The following is a 16,487-nucleotide window of genomic DNA, read 5'->3' on the forward strand; positions in this document are numbered from 1 at the left end:
TCACGGCCACGGACAAGGCCGACTCGCCTCCGCACAAGGTCGCCAGGGATCCGAAGGCTGGAACAACCGGCTTGCACGAAAGGCAACGTAACGTTTAGATTCGTGCAGTGCCGGGGACCGCGATAAAACCGAGCTGGGACAAGCTGTTCGCTACGGCCTCGGGCCAGGACGGCCTCTTCACGACCGAACAAGCCGCCGAGGCGGGTTACTACCATCAGCTCCTCAAGCGGTACGTCGAGTTCGGCCGCGTGAGGCGGGTGCGCCGCGGGATTTACCGCCTCGTTCACTATCCAGCCGGCGAGCACGAGGAGCTCGCCGAAATCTGGCTCTGGTCGAAGCAGGCCGGGGTCTTCTCGCACGAGACGGCGCTCTCGCTGTACGAGCTCTCCGACGTACTCCCGAAGCGCGTCCACCTCACTGTCCCGGCAGACTGGCGGCGGAGGCGCCTGAAGGTTCCCCGCGGAGTGGTGCTGCACCACGCGACAGTGCGCGCCGACGAACGATCGTGGTTCGGCGCGGTACCCGTGACCGAGCCGGGCCGAACCCTCCTCGACTGTGCGATGACGCACCTCTCCCCGGAGCTGCTCGCCCAAGCATTCCAGCAGGCCCGGTCCCGGGGGCTCGTCTCGCCGGATGGCCTCGCGGAGATCTCGCAGGCCGCCGGGTTGCGTGAGGTCCCAGGATGAAGCCCCGCGAGTACGCGACGCCGGCGGCGTTCAAGGCGGCGCTCGACGACCGCCTGCGGAAGGTAGCCGAGCCGGGCGGCATCGCGCGCCGGCGGCAGCTCCTCGTCTTCGATCGGTACCTCGCGCGGCTGGTGCGTGTCCTCGGCGACGCGGCCACGCTCAAGGGCGGCCTCGTCCTCGAGTTGCGCCTCGAGCGGGCGCGGACCACCCGCGACATCGACCTCCGCGTGGTCGGATCGCCCGATGGCCTGCTCGCGCGCCTCCAGGAGGCGGGTAGGCTCGACCTCGGCGACTTCATGTCCTTCGAGGTCAGGGTGGACGCCCGCCACCCCGACATCACCGGCCCCGGCGTCCAGTACGAAGGCCAGCGGTTCCGGGCGGAGTGCCGTCTCGCGGGCATGCTCTACGGTCAGCCGTTCGGCGTCGACGTCGCGTTCGGCGATCCCATTCTCGGCGAACCGGAGCTGATCACCGGCGACGATCTCCTGGCGTTCGCCGGCATCGCCGCCCCCGAGCTTCGGGTGTATCCGGTCGAGACGCACGTCGCGGAGAAGCTCCATGCCTACACGCTGCCGCGAGCCACGCCGAGCACGCGCGTGAAGGACATGCCGGACCTGGCGCTGCTCGGGCAGATCGGCCCTCGGGACGCGCGGCGGCTGCGCGCTGCGCTGGCGCAGACCTTCGGGTTCCGCGCCACGCATCAGGCGCCACGGCGCCTGCCCGATCCACCGTTGGAATGGACGGAGCCGTACGCGGCGATGGCTGAGGAAGATGCGCTCCCGTGGACCACGCTCGGCGATGTCATGGCGGCGGTCCGGGGATTCCTCGATCCCGTGCTCGGCTCGAACGCCGAGGGGAGCTGGGATCCAAGGTCGTGGACTTGGGACTTCACATAGAAGCGGAGCGGTGCGCGAGGCGAGGCAGACTCACCATCTCCGCTCGAGGGTTACGGGTCCCACGAGCAGCGGGGCGGACGCGTTTTCACATGAGTGGGCGCGCCTTTCCGCGCAATGAATGGGACACCCGGTCAGAGGGCAGTGATATGCGGCTCACGTGCGCCCGCCTCCGAAGCCGCCCGCTCCTCACCTCGGGATCGACCTTACCGCAGATGAGCAAGCGCTCTTCGACAGCATCCGAGCCGAGAACGGCCGCGAGGGACCTTTCTCTGACGACTATGGGTCGCATGTAGCGGAGCTGCTTCGGCGACTCGAAGATCGCGGAGCCATTCCCGCCATCAGGCTACGGTACTTCACCGACGCGGAGCTGAATCCCGGCATCCGCAAGTCGCGCCAGCAGGTCTTCATCGACAATGGGTGCGATACCCGCGAGAAGCTCCTCACGAGCGGGAACTTCTTCCGGCACCTCGACTACATCGTGCGTGGGCCACGCGTGCCTGCGCGCTTGGTGGACAGGTTCAAGGAACACGCGGCAACACCGTTTTCTGAGTTCGAGACCCTGCGGCGCGCCGTCCGAGCCGAAGTACGGGCCCTGACGCAGGCGCCTCCCGGCGTCTATCTCGAGGACGACATCTTCATGCTTGCCCTCGAGAGCGGCCTCGATCTCGGCGAGGCGCGGATCATCCGGACGGACGTGATGAGCGTGATGGCGAAATCGCGACGTTCGAGGTGACCACGCTCGGACGTCCCCAATTCAGCGGCTGACGCCTTACTTCCGGATGGGTGGCTTCCGCTTGGGTCAGTCGCGGACGGTTCTTGCCGCAAGCGGCGGCAAAGGTTTCCCCCCTCGCGAATGTGACGCCGGCGCCGCCTTTCGCGACGTGGTGAGAGAGTGCTCAGCACGGCAGGGGTTGTCGGACCGCTGCGTACACTCGTTCCTAGCGACGCGCTCGCGGCGGCTCCGCCGCGGCAGGAGTGAGCGAGACATGCCGCCGTACGATTGGGCCGAGGAACTCATCGATGACGCTATCGAACTCGATGGCTCGTTCCGCGACATCGAGTTGCCGTGCATGCTGAGGTACAGAAGGGGCGCCCCGACTCCCGACACGAAGGACGTCCGTGAACATGTGATGCGCGCTGTCGACCGCGGGCGTCTCCTTGCGCGTGACGCAGAGTTGCGGCCCGCGCCGGACGATCACGTGGCTTGGTCGGGCCCTCGCGGAGACATCGAGACAGCCCGGAAGGCGGCGTTTTGTGGCCCATGCGGCGAGCGGGTCCCGCCGGAGCGTCTACTGCTCGTCGAGCGCTTCTCGATTCCGCGGCACGTCGTTGACGAGGTCCTCGCGTTCCGGCGCGCGGCGTCGCGGTGACGGTTCCCGCGTCGCGCGCGAGTTTCAGAGGACCGTCGTGGGCGTGGGCTTCGCGGTTCTCGCCGCGCTCGGAGCACCACCTCGACGATCGACTCAAGGAGTAGCGTCAGTGCGTGTCGCGATTCCTCCCGATCTTCACCCGCTTGTGCGGAAGGCGCTCCGGGCTCTCAAGCCGGACCCGCGCCTGTCGTACCGACCGGAGCTGGACGACAAACTCCTTCGCACACCGCGAGGCTTCCTCCAGATTGCGGTCGCCCGCGACCACACGGAACGCGCGGGCCGCCTCCTCGACACGTTCATCCGAAGGCTGGAAGGTCCCGACGTCCGCGGACGCGTGTTTTTCGTCGACGACAAGACGATGCTCGAAGTGGACGGGGAGAAGTTCCGTTTCCGATTTAAGGAAGAGAACGCGACCACTCCGCACCGCCCGACGGCGGATGAGCGACGACAGATCGCGGCTCATCCGCACTTTCACTCCGTCCCGAAGGTCGACCATCAGCCGACCAACCGCTTCGCGCTCGAGTTGTACGACCCGGACTCCAGCTACCGCTACCGGGCACGGCTCGCCGACCGCAAACGCGCGACACTGGAGCAAGCGCTCGCCGAAGTCCCGGCGCTGCTTGGTCGTCTCGTTCAAGAGAATCGAGACGCCGAGGTCGAGCGTGCGAGGCGCAAGCGCGAGTGGGACGAGCAGCTGCGGCGCGAAACGGAGGAGCGCGAGCGACGCGAGCGCGAGAAAGCGAGACGCGCCGAGCTACTCGCCGATGCTCACGCGTGGCGCGAGGCATCGTTGCTGAGGGACTACGCTGCCGCAGTGCTTCGGGCACGCGGGCCAGAAGACGAAGCGCAACAGCGCTGGGCTGCGTGGGCGCGCTCCGTGGCTGACGACATGGACCCGCTCACCCGAGGCCACAGCGTGGAAGAGGGCGACTCCTAGCGAGACCGTGCTTCGATGTCGGCTCGAACGAGGCCCTCTTGGGTCATGCGGGTCGATGCGCCTCTTGACAGTCGTACGTTATACACTTGGATCAAGCAGCCCGCGCGGAAGCGGGCTGCGGGTGGCATGGTCTCCACCGCAGGAGATGGGCCATGACGTACGAAGAACTGCTCACGTTTACCGGACCGCAGCCGCTCTGGACGGTGTCGAAGCTCGCGGAGGCGCTCGACGTCTCGACGGACTTCATCTACCAGGCGGTCCAGCGAGACGAGATCCCACACATCCGGCTGGGGACGAACATCCGGTTCCACTACAAGGACATCCTGGTCTGGGTCGCGAAGCATCGCATCGTGCCGCGACGGTAGGAGGAGCGCCGCATGGCCTTCAAGCGCAAGGACTCCGAGTTCTACTGGATCTCGTACGTGAACCACCTCGGGAAGCGCGTCCGAGAGAGCACGCGGACGACCAAGAAGGCGAAGGCGGACATGATCGAGCGTGCCCGCCGCGACCAGTACGCGTTTCGCCGGCGCGGGATGGTCGACCCGGAGGTCGGAAGCGCGACCACGTTCGGCGAGCTCATCGACTTTTGGTGGAAGGACTACGGTAGCCGCCTCAAGTCCCCTACCATCAAGGGCTCCATCGAGAAGCACCTCCGGGCGGCGCTGGGCGAGCTTCCCCTGTCCAGCTTCACGGGGCTCGCCCTGGAGCAGCTCCTCCAGTCGAAGGCGACGGTGCTCAAGCCGCGGACGCGAAACCACCTGCGGGCCATCGTCCGGCGCATGTTCCGGGTCGGGACGCGAGCCGGGCTCTGGGTTGGCGCGAACCCCATCGACGACGTCGCGATCGCCGAGGTCCCGAAGACGGTGGCGAGCTTCCTCGCGCTCGACGAGGTGGGCCCGTTCCTCTCGGCGTGCCATGGCCAGTACCGGCAGATCTTCGCCACCGCGCTCTTCACGGGCATGCGCGAGGGCGAGCTGTTCGGCCTCCGCAAGCAGGACGTGGACTGGAGTTCGGGCGAGATCACGGTCCGGAAGAGCTGGGACGGCGAGACCACCAAGTCGCGCCGCGAACTCGTGATCCCGATCGCGAGGGACCTCACGCCGTACCTGCGCACTGCGGTCGACTCATCCGACTCGGTGCTGGTCTTCCCGAGGCCGAACGGCACGATGCACAGCCGCAACCTGCACGTGAACGAGCGGATCCGGACCGCCCTCAAGGCGGCCGGCATCATCATCGGCTACGACCACAAGTGCCGCCGCTGCGGCTTCAAGGTCCGCCGCACCTCGAGCGCGGTGACGAAGTGTCCGCAGTGCGGCTTCGCCCTCTGGGTCTCGCCGGTCCCGAAGGACATCAGCATCCATAAGCTCCGGCACACGACCGGCACCCTGCTGTCGAAGGCGGGCGTCCCGATCCAGATCATCCAGAAGGTGCTCGGGCACGCCGACATCAAGGTGACGGAGGGGCACTACCTCCACCACGACACGCGCGACACGCGGAGGGCTCTCGACGAGCACCTCAGGTTCGAGGGGCTTCCCCCACCGTCAACGACCGTGCCAGTCACGTTTCAGGCACAGAAGCCGAAAATCGGGAAAGGCGAAGGCCGCGACACCGACGGTTTCCCGTGGGACGTCGCGGCCTTCGATGAGTCGGGGAGACAGGATTCGAACCTGCGACCCCTTGGTCCCGAACCAAGTGCTCTACCAGGCTGAGCCACTCCCCGATGCTGCAGGACGCCGGTGCTTCACCAGGGCCTCGGGAGGGCCTCGGTCCGACGTAAGGCCGCGTATCTACTGGACGGCCGAGAGGGTGTCAAGGGGCTTCTCCGCGGCGGGGACAGAAAAGCCTGGGGCTACTGAAACGGCTGGGCGGGAGGCGTTTCGGGCGCCCGAAACGGCGCCTCCGCTCACCCTTCGACGGGGCTCAGGGTGAGCGGCGACGAACGGCCAGCACGCGGCTTCGCTCACCCTTCGACGGAGCTCAGGGTGAGCGCGGGAAGCCCCGCGGGACGCCCTCCCCTACCTCACGCAGACCGCCTCCATCTCGGCGATCTCCTTGGGCACGGCCTCGGTGAGGTTCGCGTGGCCGTCGTCGGTGACGAGCACGTCGTCCTCGATGCGGATGCCGACGCCGCGGAGCGGGGCGGGGGCGTCCGGGTCGTCCTCGGCGACGTACAGGCCGGGCTCGATGGTCAGCACCATGCCGGGCACGAGGGGGCGCGCCTTGCCGTCCACGTAGTAGTCGCCGACGTCGTGCACGTCCATGCCGAGCCAGTGGCTGGTGCGGTGCATGTAGTACCGGCGGAACGACTTGTCGGCGATGCGCTCGTCCACGCTCCCCTTCAGCAGGCCGAGGCCGATGAGCCCGTCGGTCAGCTCGCGGACGGTCTGGTCGTGGATGGCGTCGAGCGTGGTGCCGGGGCGCACCGACGCGACCGCCCGCTTCTGCACGTCGAGGCAGAGCGAGTACAGCTCGGCCTGCGCGGGGGAGAACTCGCCGGACACGGGGAACGTGCGGGTCACGTCGGCGGTGTACCACTGGTACTCGCCGCCGGCGTCCACCAGGCACACGTCGCCGTCCTTCAGCACGGCGTCGCCGGCGCGGTAGTGGAGGATGGTCGAGTTCACGCCGGCGGCCACGATGGTCCCGTACCCGGGCCCGCTCCCGCCGCGGCGGCGGAACGCGTACTCGATCTCCGACTGCACCTGGTACTCGCGGCGGCCGGGCAGGCCGTCGCGCATGGCGGCCATGTGCGCCTCGGCGCTGATCTCGGCGGCGCGGCGGAGCTTCGCGATCTCGTCGGGCGTCTTCACGAGCCGCAGCTCGTGGACGATGCGGCCGGGATCGACCACCGCCTCGGGCGGCATCTTGCCGAGCCGGGCGGCGCCGCGCAGCTCGGTGAGGATCCGCGAGAGCCGCGCGTCCCACGCCGCGTCGAAGCCGATGCGGCACCAGAGCGTCCGCGCCCCCTCGACGAGCCGGGGCAGCTTCTCCTCCAGCTCGGAGACGACGTACGCCTCGTCGGCGCCGTACAGCTCCTTCGCGCCCTCCACCCCGGCGCGGCGACCGGTCCAGATCTCCTTCTCGCGATCGCGCGGCCGCACGAACAGCACCAGCTTCCGCTCGCCGCCGCGCGCGAGCAGCACGGCGCAGCCGGTGGGCTCGTCGAGGCCGATCGCCCACGCGTAGTCGGAGTCCTGGCGGAACAGGTACTCGGAGTCGTGGTTGCGGACCTTCTCGTCGGCGGCGGGGAGCACCATCACGCCGCCGCCTCGCTTCTCCATCTCCTCGAAGACGCGGGCGCGGCGGGCGGCGTGGATGCTGAGGTCGTGGGCCATGGCGGACCCTTATAACCCAGCCCCCGCAGGCAGGCTCGGGCCGTGATCAGGGCACGGCCGGCCGGGGCGCGGCGCCCCGGCGCGCGGCGTCACGGCGGGCTCACTTCGCCGGGAAGGGCGCGCCGGCCCAGGCCTCGAACGCGGCCTTCTGTGCGGGCGACGCCGCGGCGGCGGGCTCGAGCCAGACGGTGTCCTCGGGCGCCTTCCCGAGCGTCACCGGCACCTCGACCAGCTCGTCGCGGCGGAACACGGTGAGCCGCACCGTCCCGCCCTCCCCCACCTCGCAGAGCCGGTTCCACAGCGCGCCGGCGTCCACCCGGAACCCGTCCTCGGCGACGAGCTCGTCCTCGGGGTAGAGCCCGGCGCGCCAGGCGGGGCTGCCCTCGCGCACGCTCCGCACCGCGAGCTTGGGCGCCGTGGCGAGGTCGGCGCCGAGCCAGCCGGCGGGGGGGCGGCCGTCGTCGTGGTTGGTGGGCTTGGCGGGCGTGCCGCCCTTGTCCTCGAGGCCGGCGGCGGCGCGGCGCCGGAGCGCGAGGCCGACGAGCTCGAGGTCGGGCTCGAGCGGCGCGGTCCCGCGCACGTGGCGATCGAAGAACGCGCGCGCGGTCGCCTCGCCGAGCAGCTCGGCGGCGACCCGCTCCACGCCGTCCTCGGGCACCCCGCCGTCGGCGAAGCGCGCGTACAGCGTCCGCAGGAGCGCGTCGAGCGAGTGGTCGGCGCGGCGCAGCGCGAGGTCGAGCGCGAGCGCCACCAGCTCGCCCTTCAGGTAGTAGGAGATGGCGCTGTTGGGCGAGTTCTCGTCGGGCCGGTAGTGCTTCACCCAGGCGAGGAAGCTCGCCTCCTCCACGCTCATCTTCCCGGCGCCGGGCGTGCGCTCGAGGCTGGTGAGCGCCTGGCCCAGGTTCTCGAGCCACTTCCTCGGCGCAAGGATCCCGGCGCGCACGAGCGCGAGCTGCTCGTAGTAGCTGGTGGCGCCCTCGAACCACCACAGCAGCCGCGTGTACTGCTCCTGCCCGTAGTCGAACGGCACGAACGCGGCGGGGCGGAGCCGCTTCACGTTCCACAGGTGGAAGTACTCGTGCGAGAAGAGCCCGAGCGTCTCGACGTAGGCGTCGCGCGGGAAGAAGCCGCCGCGCGCCACGTTCAGCGTCGTCGAGCGCGCGTGCTCGAGCCCGCCGCGCCGCTTGTCGGTGACGTGCACGATGAAGAGGTAGCGATCGTAGGGCAGCTCCCCGCCCATGAGCTTCCCGTGCGTCTCCACGATGCGCCGCGCGTCGTCGGCGAGCCGCTCCGCGTCCACGTGGCCGCGCCCCCACAGCGCGATCTGGTGCGGCCTCCCGAGCGCCTCGAACCGGACCAGCCGGTGCGTGCCGATCTCCACCGGCGAGTCGGCCAGCTCGTCGTAGTCGCGCGCGGTGAACGTGGTGGGGCCGCCCTCGAGCGCGGTCGCGACCGACCAGCCGGCGGGCGGGACCACCTCGAGGACGTGCGGCTCGCGCTCGCGCCCGGGGACCCACGGGAACACCGCGGCGCCGTTCAGGTAGCCGTGCGTGCCGTCGAGGTGGCAGGTCCGCACGGTCAGCTCGTTCGCGTAGACGCGGTAGCGGAGCACGAGGTGCGTCGCCTCGCCGCAGGCGACGCGGACCCGGTGCTTGTCGAGCCGCTCGACGGCGAGCGCCCGCCCGCTGCCGTCCTCGGCGGCGAGCCCCTCCACGTGCCGCGCGTACTCGCGGACGAGGTAGCTGCCGGGCGTCCAGACCGGGAAGCGCAGCTCGGCGGTGGGGCCGGGGCGGTCGAGGTGCAGCTCGACGTGGAACAGGTGGCCGTGCGGCTCGGGCATCGAGAGTCGGTAGCGCATGCGGCCGGCAAATGTAGCCCGGGATCAAGTCCGCCGCGGGGGCTTCTTGGTAGGTTGCCCCGGGGGAGACGCGGCGATGGAAACCCAGGTCCACCGAGGCGGAGCCCGGCCCGGCGAGCCTGTGTCGCCGCTGCTGCGGCTCTACCTGCTCGGACGGTTCGAGGTGGTCCGGGAGGACGCGCCCATCCCGGCGCACGCCTGGCGGCGCCGGCGTCCGGCCGACCTCCTGCGGCTCGTCGCGCTCACCCCGGGCCGGGCGCTCGGCCGCGACCAGACGATCGACGCGCTCTGGCCCGACAAGGACCCGGCCAGCGGCGCGAACAACCTGCACCGCGCGCTCTACGACCTGCGCCAGATCCTGGGCGGACGGTGGGTGGACATCGAGCGCGGCCAGGTGCGGATGCGGCCGGACGTCTGGGTGGACGTGGACGCGTTCGAGCAGGCGATCGCCGACGGCGGCCGCGAGCGGCTCGCGGAGGCGGTCTCGCTCTACCGCGGCGACCTCTGCCCGGGCGAGCACGACGCGCCCTGGCTCTCGGCCCGGCGCGCGGTGCTGCGCGCGCGCTTCATCGAGGCCGCGTACCCGCTCGCCCGCGCGCACGCGGAGGCCGGCGCGCCCGCCCAGGCGATCCCGCTGCTGCGGCGGCTGCTCGAGGTGGACCCGGCCGCGGAGGACGCGCACCGCCAGCTCATGCGCCTGCTCGCGGAGACGGGCCGGCGCGCGGAGGCGCTGCGCCAGTACGACGCCTGCGAGGGGGCGCTCCGCACCGCGGGCGTGGCGGTGTCGGAGGACACGCGGCTGCTGCGCCAGGCGATCCAGCGCGGCGAGGTCGGCCACCCGCAGGCGCGCCCGGCGCTCGACGGCGTCCGGCGGGCGGCGCGGCGGCTGCTCGGCACGGTGGACCCGCCGCCGGTGCGCGGGCGCGGCGCGATCCTGCTGCTGTTCGAGTCGCTGGTGGAGCGGGGCAGCGGCACGCTCGTGCTGCTGGGCGAGCGCGGCGTGGGGAAGACCCGGCTCGCGGTGGAGGGCGCGCGCATCGCGCAGTCCCGTGGGGCGGTGGTGCTCTCGTGCGTCGCCGGCGCGCAGGGCGCGGGCGTGCCCTACGGCCTCTTCGCCGACCTGTTCCGCGAGGAGTGCCGGCTGGCCCCCGCCGTCCCCGACCCGTTCGCCGACGCGAACTTCGACGGCCGGGCCTCGGCGGAGGCGGTGCGGCTGCGGGTCTTCGACGCGGTGATTCGCGGCCTGGCCGCGCTGGGCGAGGGCCGGCCGGTCTACCTCCTGCTCGACGAGCTGCACGACGCGGACGAGTCCTCGCTCAACCTGCTCCACCACCTCGCGCTCCGCGCCGCCGCCCAGCGCCTCATGATCGTCGGCACCTGCCGCGAGGACCGCATCCACGCGGGCACGCCCATCCAGATGGCGCTCTCGCACCTCGACGGCGGCCGGCTGGCGCGCGGCATCCGCGTGCCGCGGCTCGGCCTGGTCGCGACGCGCGAGCAGGTGGCGGACCTGGTGGGCGGGATCCCGCCGGACGCGCTGGTCGAGCAGGTGTACCGGGTCACCGACGGCTGCCCGTTCCTGGTGGAGGAGGCGGTGCGGGCGCAGCGCGAGACCGGCCACCAGGTCCCCGCGGAGCCGCGGGCGGGCCTGCGGGCGCGCGTGGCGCGGCTCGGGCCGCGCGTGGAGGTGCTGCTCGCGGCCGCCGCGGTGGCGGGGCAGCGCTTCGACTTCGAGCTGGTGCGCCCGGTCACCGGCCTCACCGCGCACGAGGCGGTGGGCGCGCTGGAGGCGTGCCTCGAGCACGGCCTGCTCGACGAGGACGGCAGCGGGTACCACTTCCACCACGGGCTGGTGCGCGACGCGATCCTGGACGGGCTGGAGCCGGTGCGGCGCGCGGCGCTGCACGGCGCGCTGGCCGACGCGCTGGAGGCGAGCGCCGGGCACGAGCCGCCCTCCGAGGCGCTGGCGCGCCACCGCCGCGAGGCCGGGCAGCCGGAGCGGGCGCTGCGCCACCTCGTCGCCGCCGGGCACCGGGCGGCCGCCCGGGCCGGCCTGCGCGAGGCGGTCGCGTTCTACGCGGAGGCGCTGGAGCTGCTGGCCGGGCAGGCGCGCCCGGACGCGGCGCAGCGGCTCGAGCTGCTCGAGGCCATGGGCCGGGTGCAGCTCGAGCTGGGCGAGGTGTCCGGCGCCGCGCGCAGCTTCGGCGACGCGGCCCTCCTCGCGGGCGGGGCCGGCCGGCCCGACGTGCGCGCGCGGACCCACCGGCTCGCCGCCATCGCGCACGCGGCCGCGGGGCGGCTCGACGCCGCGCTGGCGGAGGTGGCCGCGGGGCTGGAGCCGGCCGGCGACGAGCCGGCGCCGCTCCTCCACCTGCGCGCGCAGCTCGACTGGCACCGCGGGGCGTACGCCGAGGCGCGCGAGTCGGCCCGCGCCTGCGCCGACGCGGCCGCGCGCTCCGGCGACGCGGACCTGCTCGCCCGCAGCCACGACCTGTCCGCGCTGGCGCGCGGCATGCTCGGGGAGGCGTCCACGCCCGAGGACGAGTCGGACGCGGTGGGCGTGGCCGAGCGGCGCGCGCAGGACGCCGCCCCGGAGCACCCGCTCGACCTGCACCTCGTCCTCTGGGATCGCGACCTGCTCGGCGACCTGGGCTGCGCCGAGCTGGCGCGCGGCGCGGGGCTGCTCGTGGACCGCGCGCGGCTGCGCGACGCGCCCGAGGCGCAGGCGGCGGGCCGCCTCGGCGAGGGCACGTTCGCGCTCGCCGCCGGCCAGCTCGAGGCGGCCGAGCTCGCGATCCGCGCCGCGCTGGACGGGTTCCGCGCGGTGGGCTCGGCGCTGGGCGAGGCGCTCGCGCTCGAGCGGCTGGGCGTGCTGCTCACCGTCCTCGGGCACCTCGAGGAGGCGCGCGCGGTGCTGGGCGAGGCGGTGGTGGTGGCGGAGCGGTCCTCGCTGCGGCGCCACGCGCTCACCCGCATCCACGCCGCCGAGGTGCGCCACCGGCTCGCCTCCGGCCTCACCGCGGCCGCGGAGGACGCGCTCCTCGAGGCGAGCGAGACCGCGGCCCGCCACGGCGACTGCCTGGCCTGCGACGCGGCGTTCCGCCCGGAGGCGGTGCGGGTGGCGCTCGCGCGCGGCCGGATCCCCGACGCGGACCTGGAGGTGCTCTCGCTCGAGGAGATCGCCCGGCAGCGCGGAGGCCGTGGGCTCGCGGCGGTGGCGCGGCTGGCCCGCGCGCGGGTGCTCGCGGGGCAGGGGCGCACCGGCGACGCGCGGGCGGCGCTCGCGCAGGCGCGGTTCGCGTTCCTCGCCGGCGGGCAGCGCTACGACGCCGCGCGCTGCGCCCGGCTCGAGGCGCGGCTCGGCGGTCCGGTGCCGGACGAGCTGAAGGCGCTCGACGCGCTCGTGCGGGTGGACGCCGACGCGTAGCGCTGGCGGGCGGTCGCGCCGCGCGCGCCCTTCCCCGGACGGCCGGAAACCGCTGCGTCCCAGCGAAATTGATCTCGATCAATCGACGCGGGACCCTTGACGGCCGAAACCCGAACATGAGAATGATTCTCAACTTCATCGCTCACGGGCCAGCCGCCGTCCGCCAGCCCACCCCGAGCCCAGGTCCGCAGCATGGCCGTCCCGCGCCTCGCCCTCGTGGTCGCAGCCCTCCTCCTCGCCCCCGCCGCCGGCTTCCCCCAGGACGAGCCCGACGGGCCGTCCGCCCCCGCGCCCGACCACGGCAAGGTGGCCACCGACGACGCGACGCCCGCCGGCGCGGGCACGCGCGAGCTGGAGCTGGCCTACCTCCCCTCCGTCACGCACCACGGCGGCGGCCGCTTCGAGCAGGCGGCGCACGCGCACGTGAACGCGTTCGCGGTCACCGCGCTGTACGGCGTCACCGACGACCTCGACCTGAAGGTCACCGGCGGCTTCGCGCACGCGATGGACCGCTCGGATCCCTCGGCCGCGACGCGCGGCTCGGGCCTCACCGACCTGACCCTCGCCTCGCGCTGGCGCCTCCTCGCCTCGGCGCGCCGCGCGCTCGACGTGATGCTCACCACCGCCGTCGTCGCGCCGATCGGCCACGAGGAGGCGGCCGGCTCGCTGGGGCTCACGCAGGGGTTCTGGAGCGTCCGCAACGCGCTCGTCGCCTCGAAGGACTGGGGCCGGGTCACCGGCAACGCCGAGCTGGCCCTCACCGTGCCGGTGGGCGGCGGCGCCGGCGACTTCCGCGCGGCCACCTGCGCGAACCTCGCCGTCGGGTACGCGGTGCTGCCCTGGCTGCAGCCGCTCCTCGAGGCGAACTACGACGTCACCCGGGGCGCCGCCACCGCGCAGCGCATCGCGGTGACCGCGGGCGTGAACCTGGCGGGCAGCGGCGGCACGCGCCTCGTGGCCGGCGTCCAGCGCGCGGTGTGGGGCCGGAACGTCGTCGAGTCCACGAGCGGCCTGGTGGCGCTCAAGACCGGCTTCTAGCCGCGGGCGCCAGGGGAGCCACCACCATGATGCCGCTCGGGCTGATGGGCGAGGGAGAGGTCGCCGAGATCGTCTCGGTGCAGGGCGCCGCGGGCGGGACCGCCGCGGCGAGGGTCGAGGACATGGGGCTGAGGCCCGGGAAGCGGGTCCGGATGCTGTCGAACGGCGCCGGCCCGGTGCTGGTGAAGGTGGACGAGTCGCGCCTCGCGATCGATCGCGGCGTGGCCATGCGCATCGAGGTGAGGACGGCATGAGGACGAACCTGGCGAGGCTCGCCCCGGGGCAGAGCGGGCGCATCACGTCGGTCGGCGCGGTGGGTGCGCTCCGGCGGCGGCTCATGGACATGGGCATCCTGCCCGGCGAGGAGGTCCGCGTGGACAAGGTGGCGCCGCTCGGCGATCCCATCGAGGTGACGGTGAAGCGCTACCAGCTCTCGCTGCGCAAGGCGGAGGCGGAGGGCATCGCGGTGGAGGTGGCGCCGTGACCGCCGCGCGCCCGCTCCGAGCGGCGCCGCCGGCGGCGAACGTCCCCGCGCGCCCCGTGACCATCGCCATCGCCGGCAACCCGAACTCCGGCAAGTCCACCCTGGTGAACGGCCTCGCCGGCTCCCGCCTGCAGGTCGGGAACTGGCCCGGCGTGACGGTGGAGCGGAAGGAGGCGTCGTTCGAGCACGGCGGCCGCCGCATCCGGCTGGTGGACCTCCCCGGCACCTACTCGCTCTCGCCCTGGTCGCAGGAGGAGCGCGTCGCGCGCGACTACCTCGTCGAGGAGCGGCCCGACGTCGTCGTGAACGTGGTGGACGCGACCAACCTCGAGCGCAACCTGTACCTCACCGTCCAGCTCCTCGAGCTGGGGTTGCCGGTGGTGATGGCGCTCAACATCTACGACGAGGCCCTCGCGAAGGGGCTGCGCATCGACGTGCGTGGCCTCGAGGAGCGGCTCGGGGTCCCGGTGATCCCCACCTCGGCGACGCGCAAGGAAGGTCTGCCGGCGCTGCTCGACGCGGTGCTCGCGACCGCGGACGCGACCGACCGCCCGCACCGGGCCGGCGGCCGCCCGTCCTACGGCCCGGACCTCGAGGACGCCATCGCCGCGGTGGAGCGCGCCGTCGAGCAGGCCGACCCGGCGCTCTCCGCGAGCGTCCCCCGCCGCTGGCTCGCGGTGAAGCTCATCGAGGGGGACGCGCCGGTGGCGGCGGCGACCGGCCTCGACGCGCCGGCGCTGGTGGACGGGCCGCTCCGCCACCTGCGCGAGGCCCACGGCGGCGACACGGAGGCGCTGGTCGCCGAGGCCCGCTACGCCGTCGCGACCGGCCTCACCCGCGAGGTGCTGACGCGTCCGGCGCGGCCTCGCCGCGAGCTGACGGAGCGGATCGACCGGGTGGTGCTGAACCGGTTCCTCGGGATCCCGATCTTCCTCGCGGCGATGTGGCTGGTGTTCAAGCTCACGTTCGACCTCTCGGCGCCGTTCGGCGACTGGATCGACGCCGCCACGAACGGCCCGCTGAAGCGCTGGGCCGCCGCGCTGCTCGGCGCCGCGGGCGCGCCGGACTGGACCGTCTCGCTCGTGAACGACGGGATCGTCTCCGGCGTCGGGTTCGTGCTGGTGTTCGTGCCGGTCATCTTCGCGATGATGTTCTTCATCACGCTGCTGGAGGCGTCCGGCTACATGGCGCGGGCCGCGTTCGTGATGGACAAGGCCATGCACGCCATCGGCCTGCACGGGAAGTCGTTCATCCCGATGGTGCTCGGGTTCGGCTGCAACGTGCCGGCCGTCTACGCGACGCGCACGCTCGAGAGCCACCGCGACCGGGTGCTGACCGCGCTGCTCGTCCCGCTCATGTCCTGCGGCGCGCGGCTGCCGGTGTACGTGCTGTTCGTGGGCGTGTTCTTCCCGGATCGGCCGGGCACCGTCATCTGGGGCCTGTACGTGCTCGGCATCGCGCTCGCCATCCTGGTGGGCATGGTGTTCAAGCGCACGCTCTTCCGCGGCGAGGCGCCCGCGTTCATCATGGAGCTGCCGCCGTACCGGATGCCCTCGCTGCGCAGCCTGTGCCTGCACACCTGGGAGAAGGGGAAGCACTTCCTCTACAAGGCGGGCACGTACATCCTCGCGGTCTCGGTCATCGTCTGGTTCCTGCTCAACCTGCCGTGGGGGGTCGCGAGCAAGAAGGACTCGTTCCTGGGCCAGGCGGGCCAGGCCGTGGCACCCGCGCTCGCGCCGCTCGGGTTCGGCACCTGGGAGGCCGCCTCCTCGCTCATCACCGGCATCATCGCGAAGGAGATCGTGGTCGGGACCATGGGCGAGATCTACGCGCCCGAGGCGCCCTCCGCGCCGGCCGGCCCCGCGCCGACGCTCGCCGAGGACGCGAAGGCGCTCGCGACGTCCTTCGTCGCCGCGGTGGGCTCGGCGGGCGCGAACGTGAGCTCCACGTTCGGCCTCACCTCGCTCCGCGCCGAGGACGACACCGCACCCGACACGCCGCTCAAGCAGGCCGTCCACCGTGCGTTCACCCCGCTCACCGCGCTCGGCTTCATGATCTTCGTGCTCCTCTACATGCCGTGCGTGGTGGTCGCGATCGCCATGCGGCAGGAGCTGGGCGGCTGGAGGTGGTTCGGCCTCGCGTTCGCGTACCAGACCGCGCTGGCCTGGGGGGTGGCGCTCCTCGTCCACCAGGTCGGCCGCGCGCTCGGGCTGGGGGCGTGACCATGGGCCCGGGCGATCTCGCCGCGTCGGCGGTCATCCTCGGCCTGGCGCTGTGGCTCCTCTGGCGCTCCGCGTTCCGGCGCGGCGGCGGCTGCCACGGCTGCTCCGGCGCGGGCTGCGGCCGCGCGCCCGGGCCCCGCGGCGCGCTGGTGAAGCTGGGGCGGCGCCGGGGCTGAGCGGCGGGCGGCGCTCCGTCGCGGGCCTCGACGCGTCGCGGGGCTGCCCTTAAGCTCC

Annotated in this window: 14 protein-coding genes, 1 tRNA gene and 1 pseudogene; 13 read left to right on the forward strand and 3 right to left on the reverse strand. The window is 72.8% G+C overall.

Features of this window, described 5'->3' with window-relative positions; all coding sequences use genetic code 11:
• Positions 1-107 precede the first annotated feature (107 nt).
• From ADEH_RS16920 to ADEH_RS23790, 7 genes and pseudogenes are all read left to right on the forward strand, one after another.
• Complete coding sequence (locus ADEH_RS16920) at positions 108-686, forward strand: type IV toxin-antitoxin system AbiEi family antitoxin domain-containing protein (protein WP_011422331.1); 579 nt, start codon at positions 108-110, stop codon at positions 684-686.
• Positions 683-1,582, forward strand: coding sequence for a nucleotidyl transferase AbiEii/AbiGii toxin family protein (locus tag ADEH_RS16925; RefSeq protein ID WP_011422332.1), 900 nt, complete (start codon positions 683-685; stop codon positions 1,580-1,582). Before ADEH_RS16920 ends, ADEH_RS16925 begins: the two co-directional genes overlap by 4 nt.
• A 157-nt stretch (positions 1,583-1,739) precedes the next feature.
• Positions 1,740-2,315, forward strand: a complete 576-nt coding sequence (locus ADEH_RS16930) for a hypothetical protein (protein WP_011422333.1) — start codon at positions 1,740-1,742, stop codon at positions 2,313-2,315.
• A 253-nt stretch (positions 2,316-2,568) separates the two neighbouring features.
• Positions 2,569-2,952 carry a hypothetical protein gene (locus ADEH_RS16935; protein ID WP_041453641.1) on the forward strand — a complete coding sequence of 128 codons (384 nt, stop codon included), beginning with the start codon at positions 2,569-2,571 and terminating at the stop codon, positions 2,950-2,952.
• Between the two features lie 145 nt (positions 2,953-3,097).
• Positions 3,098-3,889: a hypothetical protein gene (locus ADEH_RS16940; protein WP_232287310.1), complete on the forward strand. Its 792-nt coding sequence runs from the start codon at positions 3,098-3,100 to the stop codon at positions 3,887-3,889.
• A 152-nt stretch (positions 3,890-4,041) separates the two neighbouring features.
• Positions 4,042-4,254, forward strand: a complete 213-nt coding sequence (locus ADEH_RS16945) for a helix-turn-helix domain-containing protein (RefSeq protein ID WP_041453642.1) — start codon at positions 4,042-4,044, stop codon at positions 4,252-4,254.
• 168 nt (positions 4,255-4,422) lie between these two features.
• Positions 4,423-5,361: pseudogene (locus ADEH_RS23790) on the forward strand (phage integrase); the annotation flags it as partial.
• A gap of 174 nt (positions 5,362-5,535) precedes the next feature.
• Here the strand turns inward: ADEH_RS23790 and ADEH_RS16960 are convergent.
• The 3 genes from ADEH_RS16960 to ADEH_RS16970 all read right to left on the reverse strand — a co-directional run bounded on the left by ADEH_RS16960 (position 5,536) and on the right by ADEH_RS16970 (position 9,082).
• Positions 5,536-5,609 (reverse strand) — tRNA-Pro (locus ADEH_RS16960).
• A 295-nt stretch (positions 5,610-5,904) separates the two neighbouring features.
• A complete protein-coding gene (locus tag ADEH_RS16965) occupies positions 5,905-7,224 on the reverse strand; it encodes an aminopeptidase P N-terminal domain-containing protein (protein ID WP_011422336.1) in 1,320 nt (439 codons plus the stop codon).
• A 100-nt stretch (positions 7,225-7,324) separates the two neighbouring features.
• Positions 7,325-9,082, reverse strand: a complete 1,758-nt coding sequence (locus tag ADEH_RS16970) for a M61 family metallopeptidase (protein ID WP_011422337.1) — start codon at positions 9,080-9,082, stop codon at positions 7,325-7,327.
• A gap of 76 nt (positions 9,083-9,158) precedes the next feature.
• On the opposite strand from ADEH_RS16970, the gene ADEH_RS16975 reads away from it, so the two are divergent.
• The 6 genes from ADEH_RS16975 to ADEH_RS23160 all read left to right on the forward strand — a co-directional run bounded on the left by ADEH_RS16975 (position 9,159) and on the right by ADEH_RS23160 (position 16,429).
• Positions 9,159-12,509: an ATP-binding protein gene (locus ADEH_RS16975; protein WP_011422338.1), complete on the forward strand. Its 3,351-nt coding sequence runs from the start codon at positions 9,159-9,161 to the stop codon at positions 12,507-12,509.
• Positions 12,510-12,701: 192 nt separating this feature from the next.
• Positions 12,702-13,547 carry a hypothetical protein gene (locus ADEH_RS16980; RefSeq protein ID WP_011422339.1) on the forward strand — a complete coding sequence of 282 codons (846 nt, stop codon included), beginning with the start codon at positions 12,702-12,704 and terminating at the stop codon, positions 13,545-13,547.
• 26 nt (positions 13,548-13,573) lie between these two features.
• The gene (locus tag ADEH_RS16985; protein ID WP_011422340.1) at positions 13,574-13,801 is read left to right on the forward strand and encodes a FeoA family protein; all 228 of its coding nucleotides are present in this window, start codon (positions 13,574-13,576) and stop codon (positions 13,799-13,801) included.
• On the forward strand, positions 13,798-14,031 hold the full coding sequence (locus tag ADEH_RS16990; RefSeq protein WP_011422341.1) for a FeoA family protein: 234 nt from the start codon (positions 13,798-13,800) through the stop codon (positions 14,029-14,031). The genes ADEH_RS16985 and ADEH_RS16990 overlap by 4 nt, the downstream gene beginning before the upstream one ends.
• Positions 14,028-16,253: a ferrous iron transport protein B gene (feoB, locus tag ADEH_RS16995; protein WP_011422342.1), complete on the forward strand. Its 2,226-nt coding sequence runs from the start codon at positions 14,028-14,030 to the stop codon at positions 16,251-16,253. The genes ADEH_RS16990 and feoB overlap by 4 nt, the downstream gene beginning before the upstream one ends.
• Complete coding sequence (locus ADEH_RS23160) at positions 16,250-16,429, forward strand: hypothetical protein (protein ID WP_157061388.1); 180 nt, start codon at positions 16,250-16,252, stop codon at positions 16,427-16,429. The genes feoB and ADEH_RS23160 overlap by 4 nt, the downstream gene beginning before the upstream one ends.
• Positions 16,430-16,487 lie beyond the last annotated feature (58 nt).

Origin of the sequence: Anaeromyxobacter dehalogenans 2CP-C (assembly GCF_000013385.1) — a bacterium.
Taxonomy (GTDB): Bacteria; Myxococcota; Myxococcia; order Myxococcales; family Anaeromyxobacteraceae; genus Anaeromyxobacter; species Anaeromyxobacter dehalogenans_B.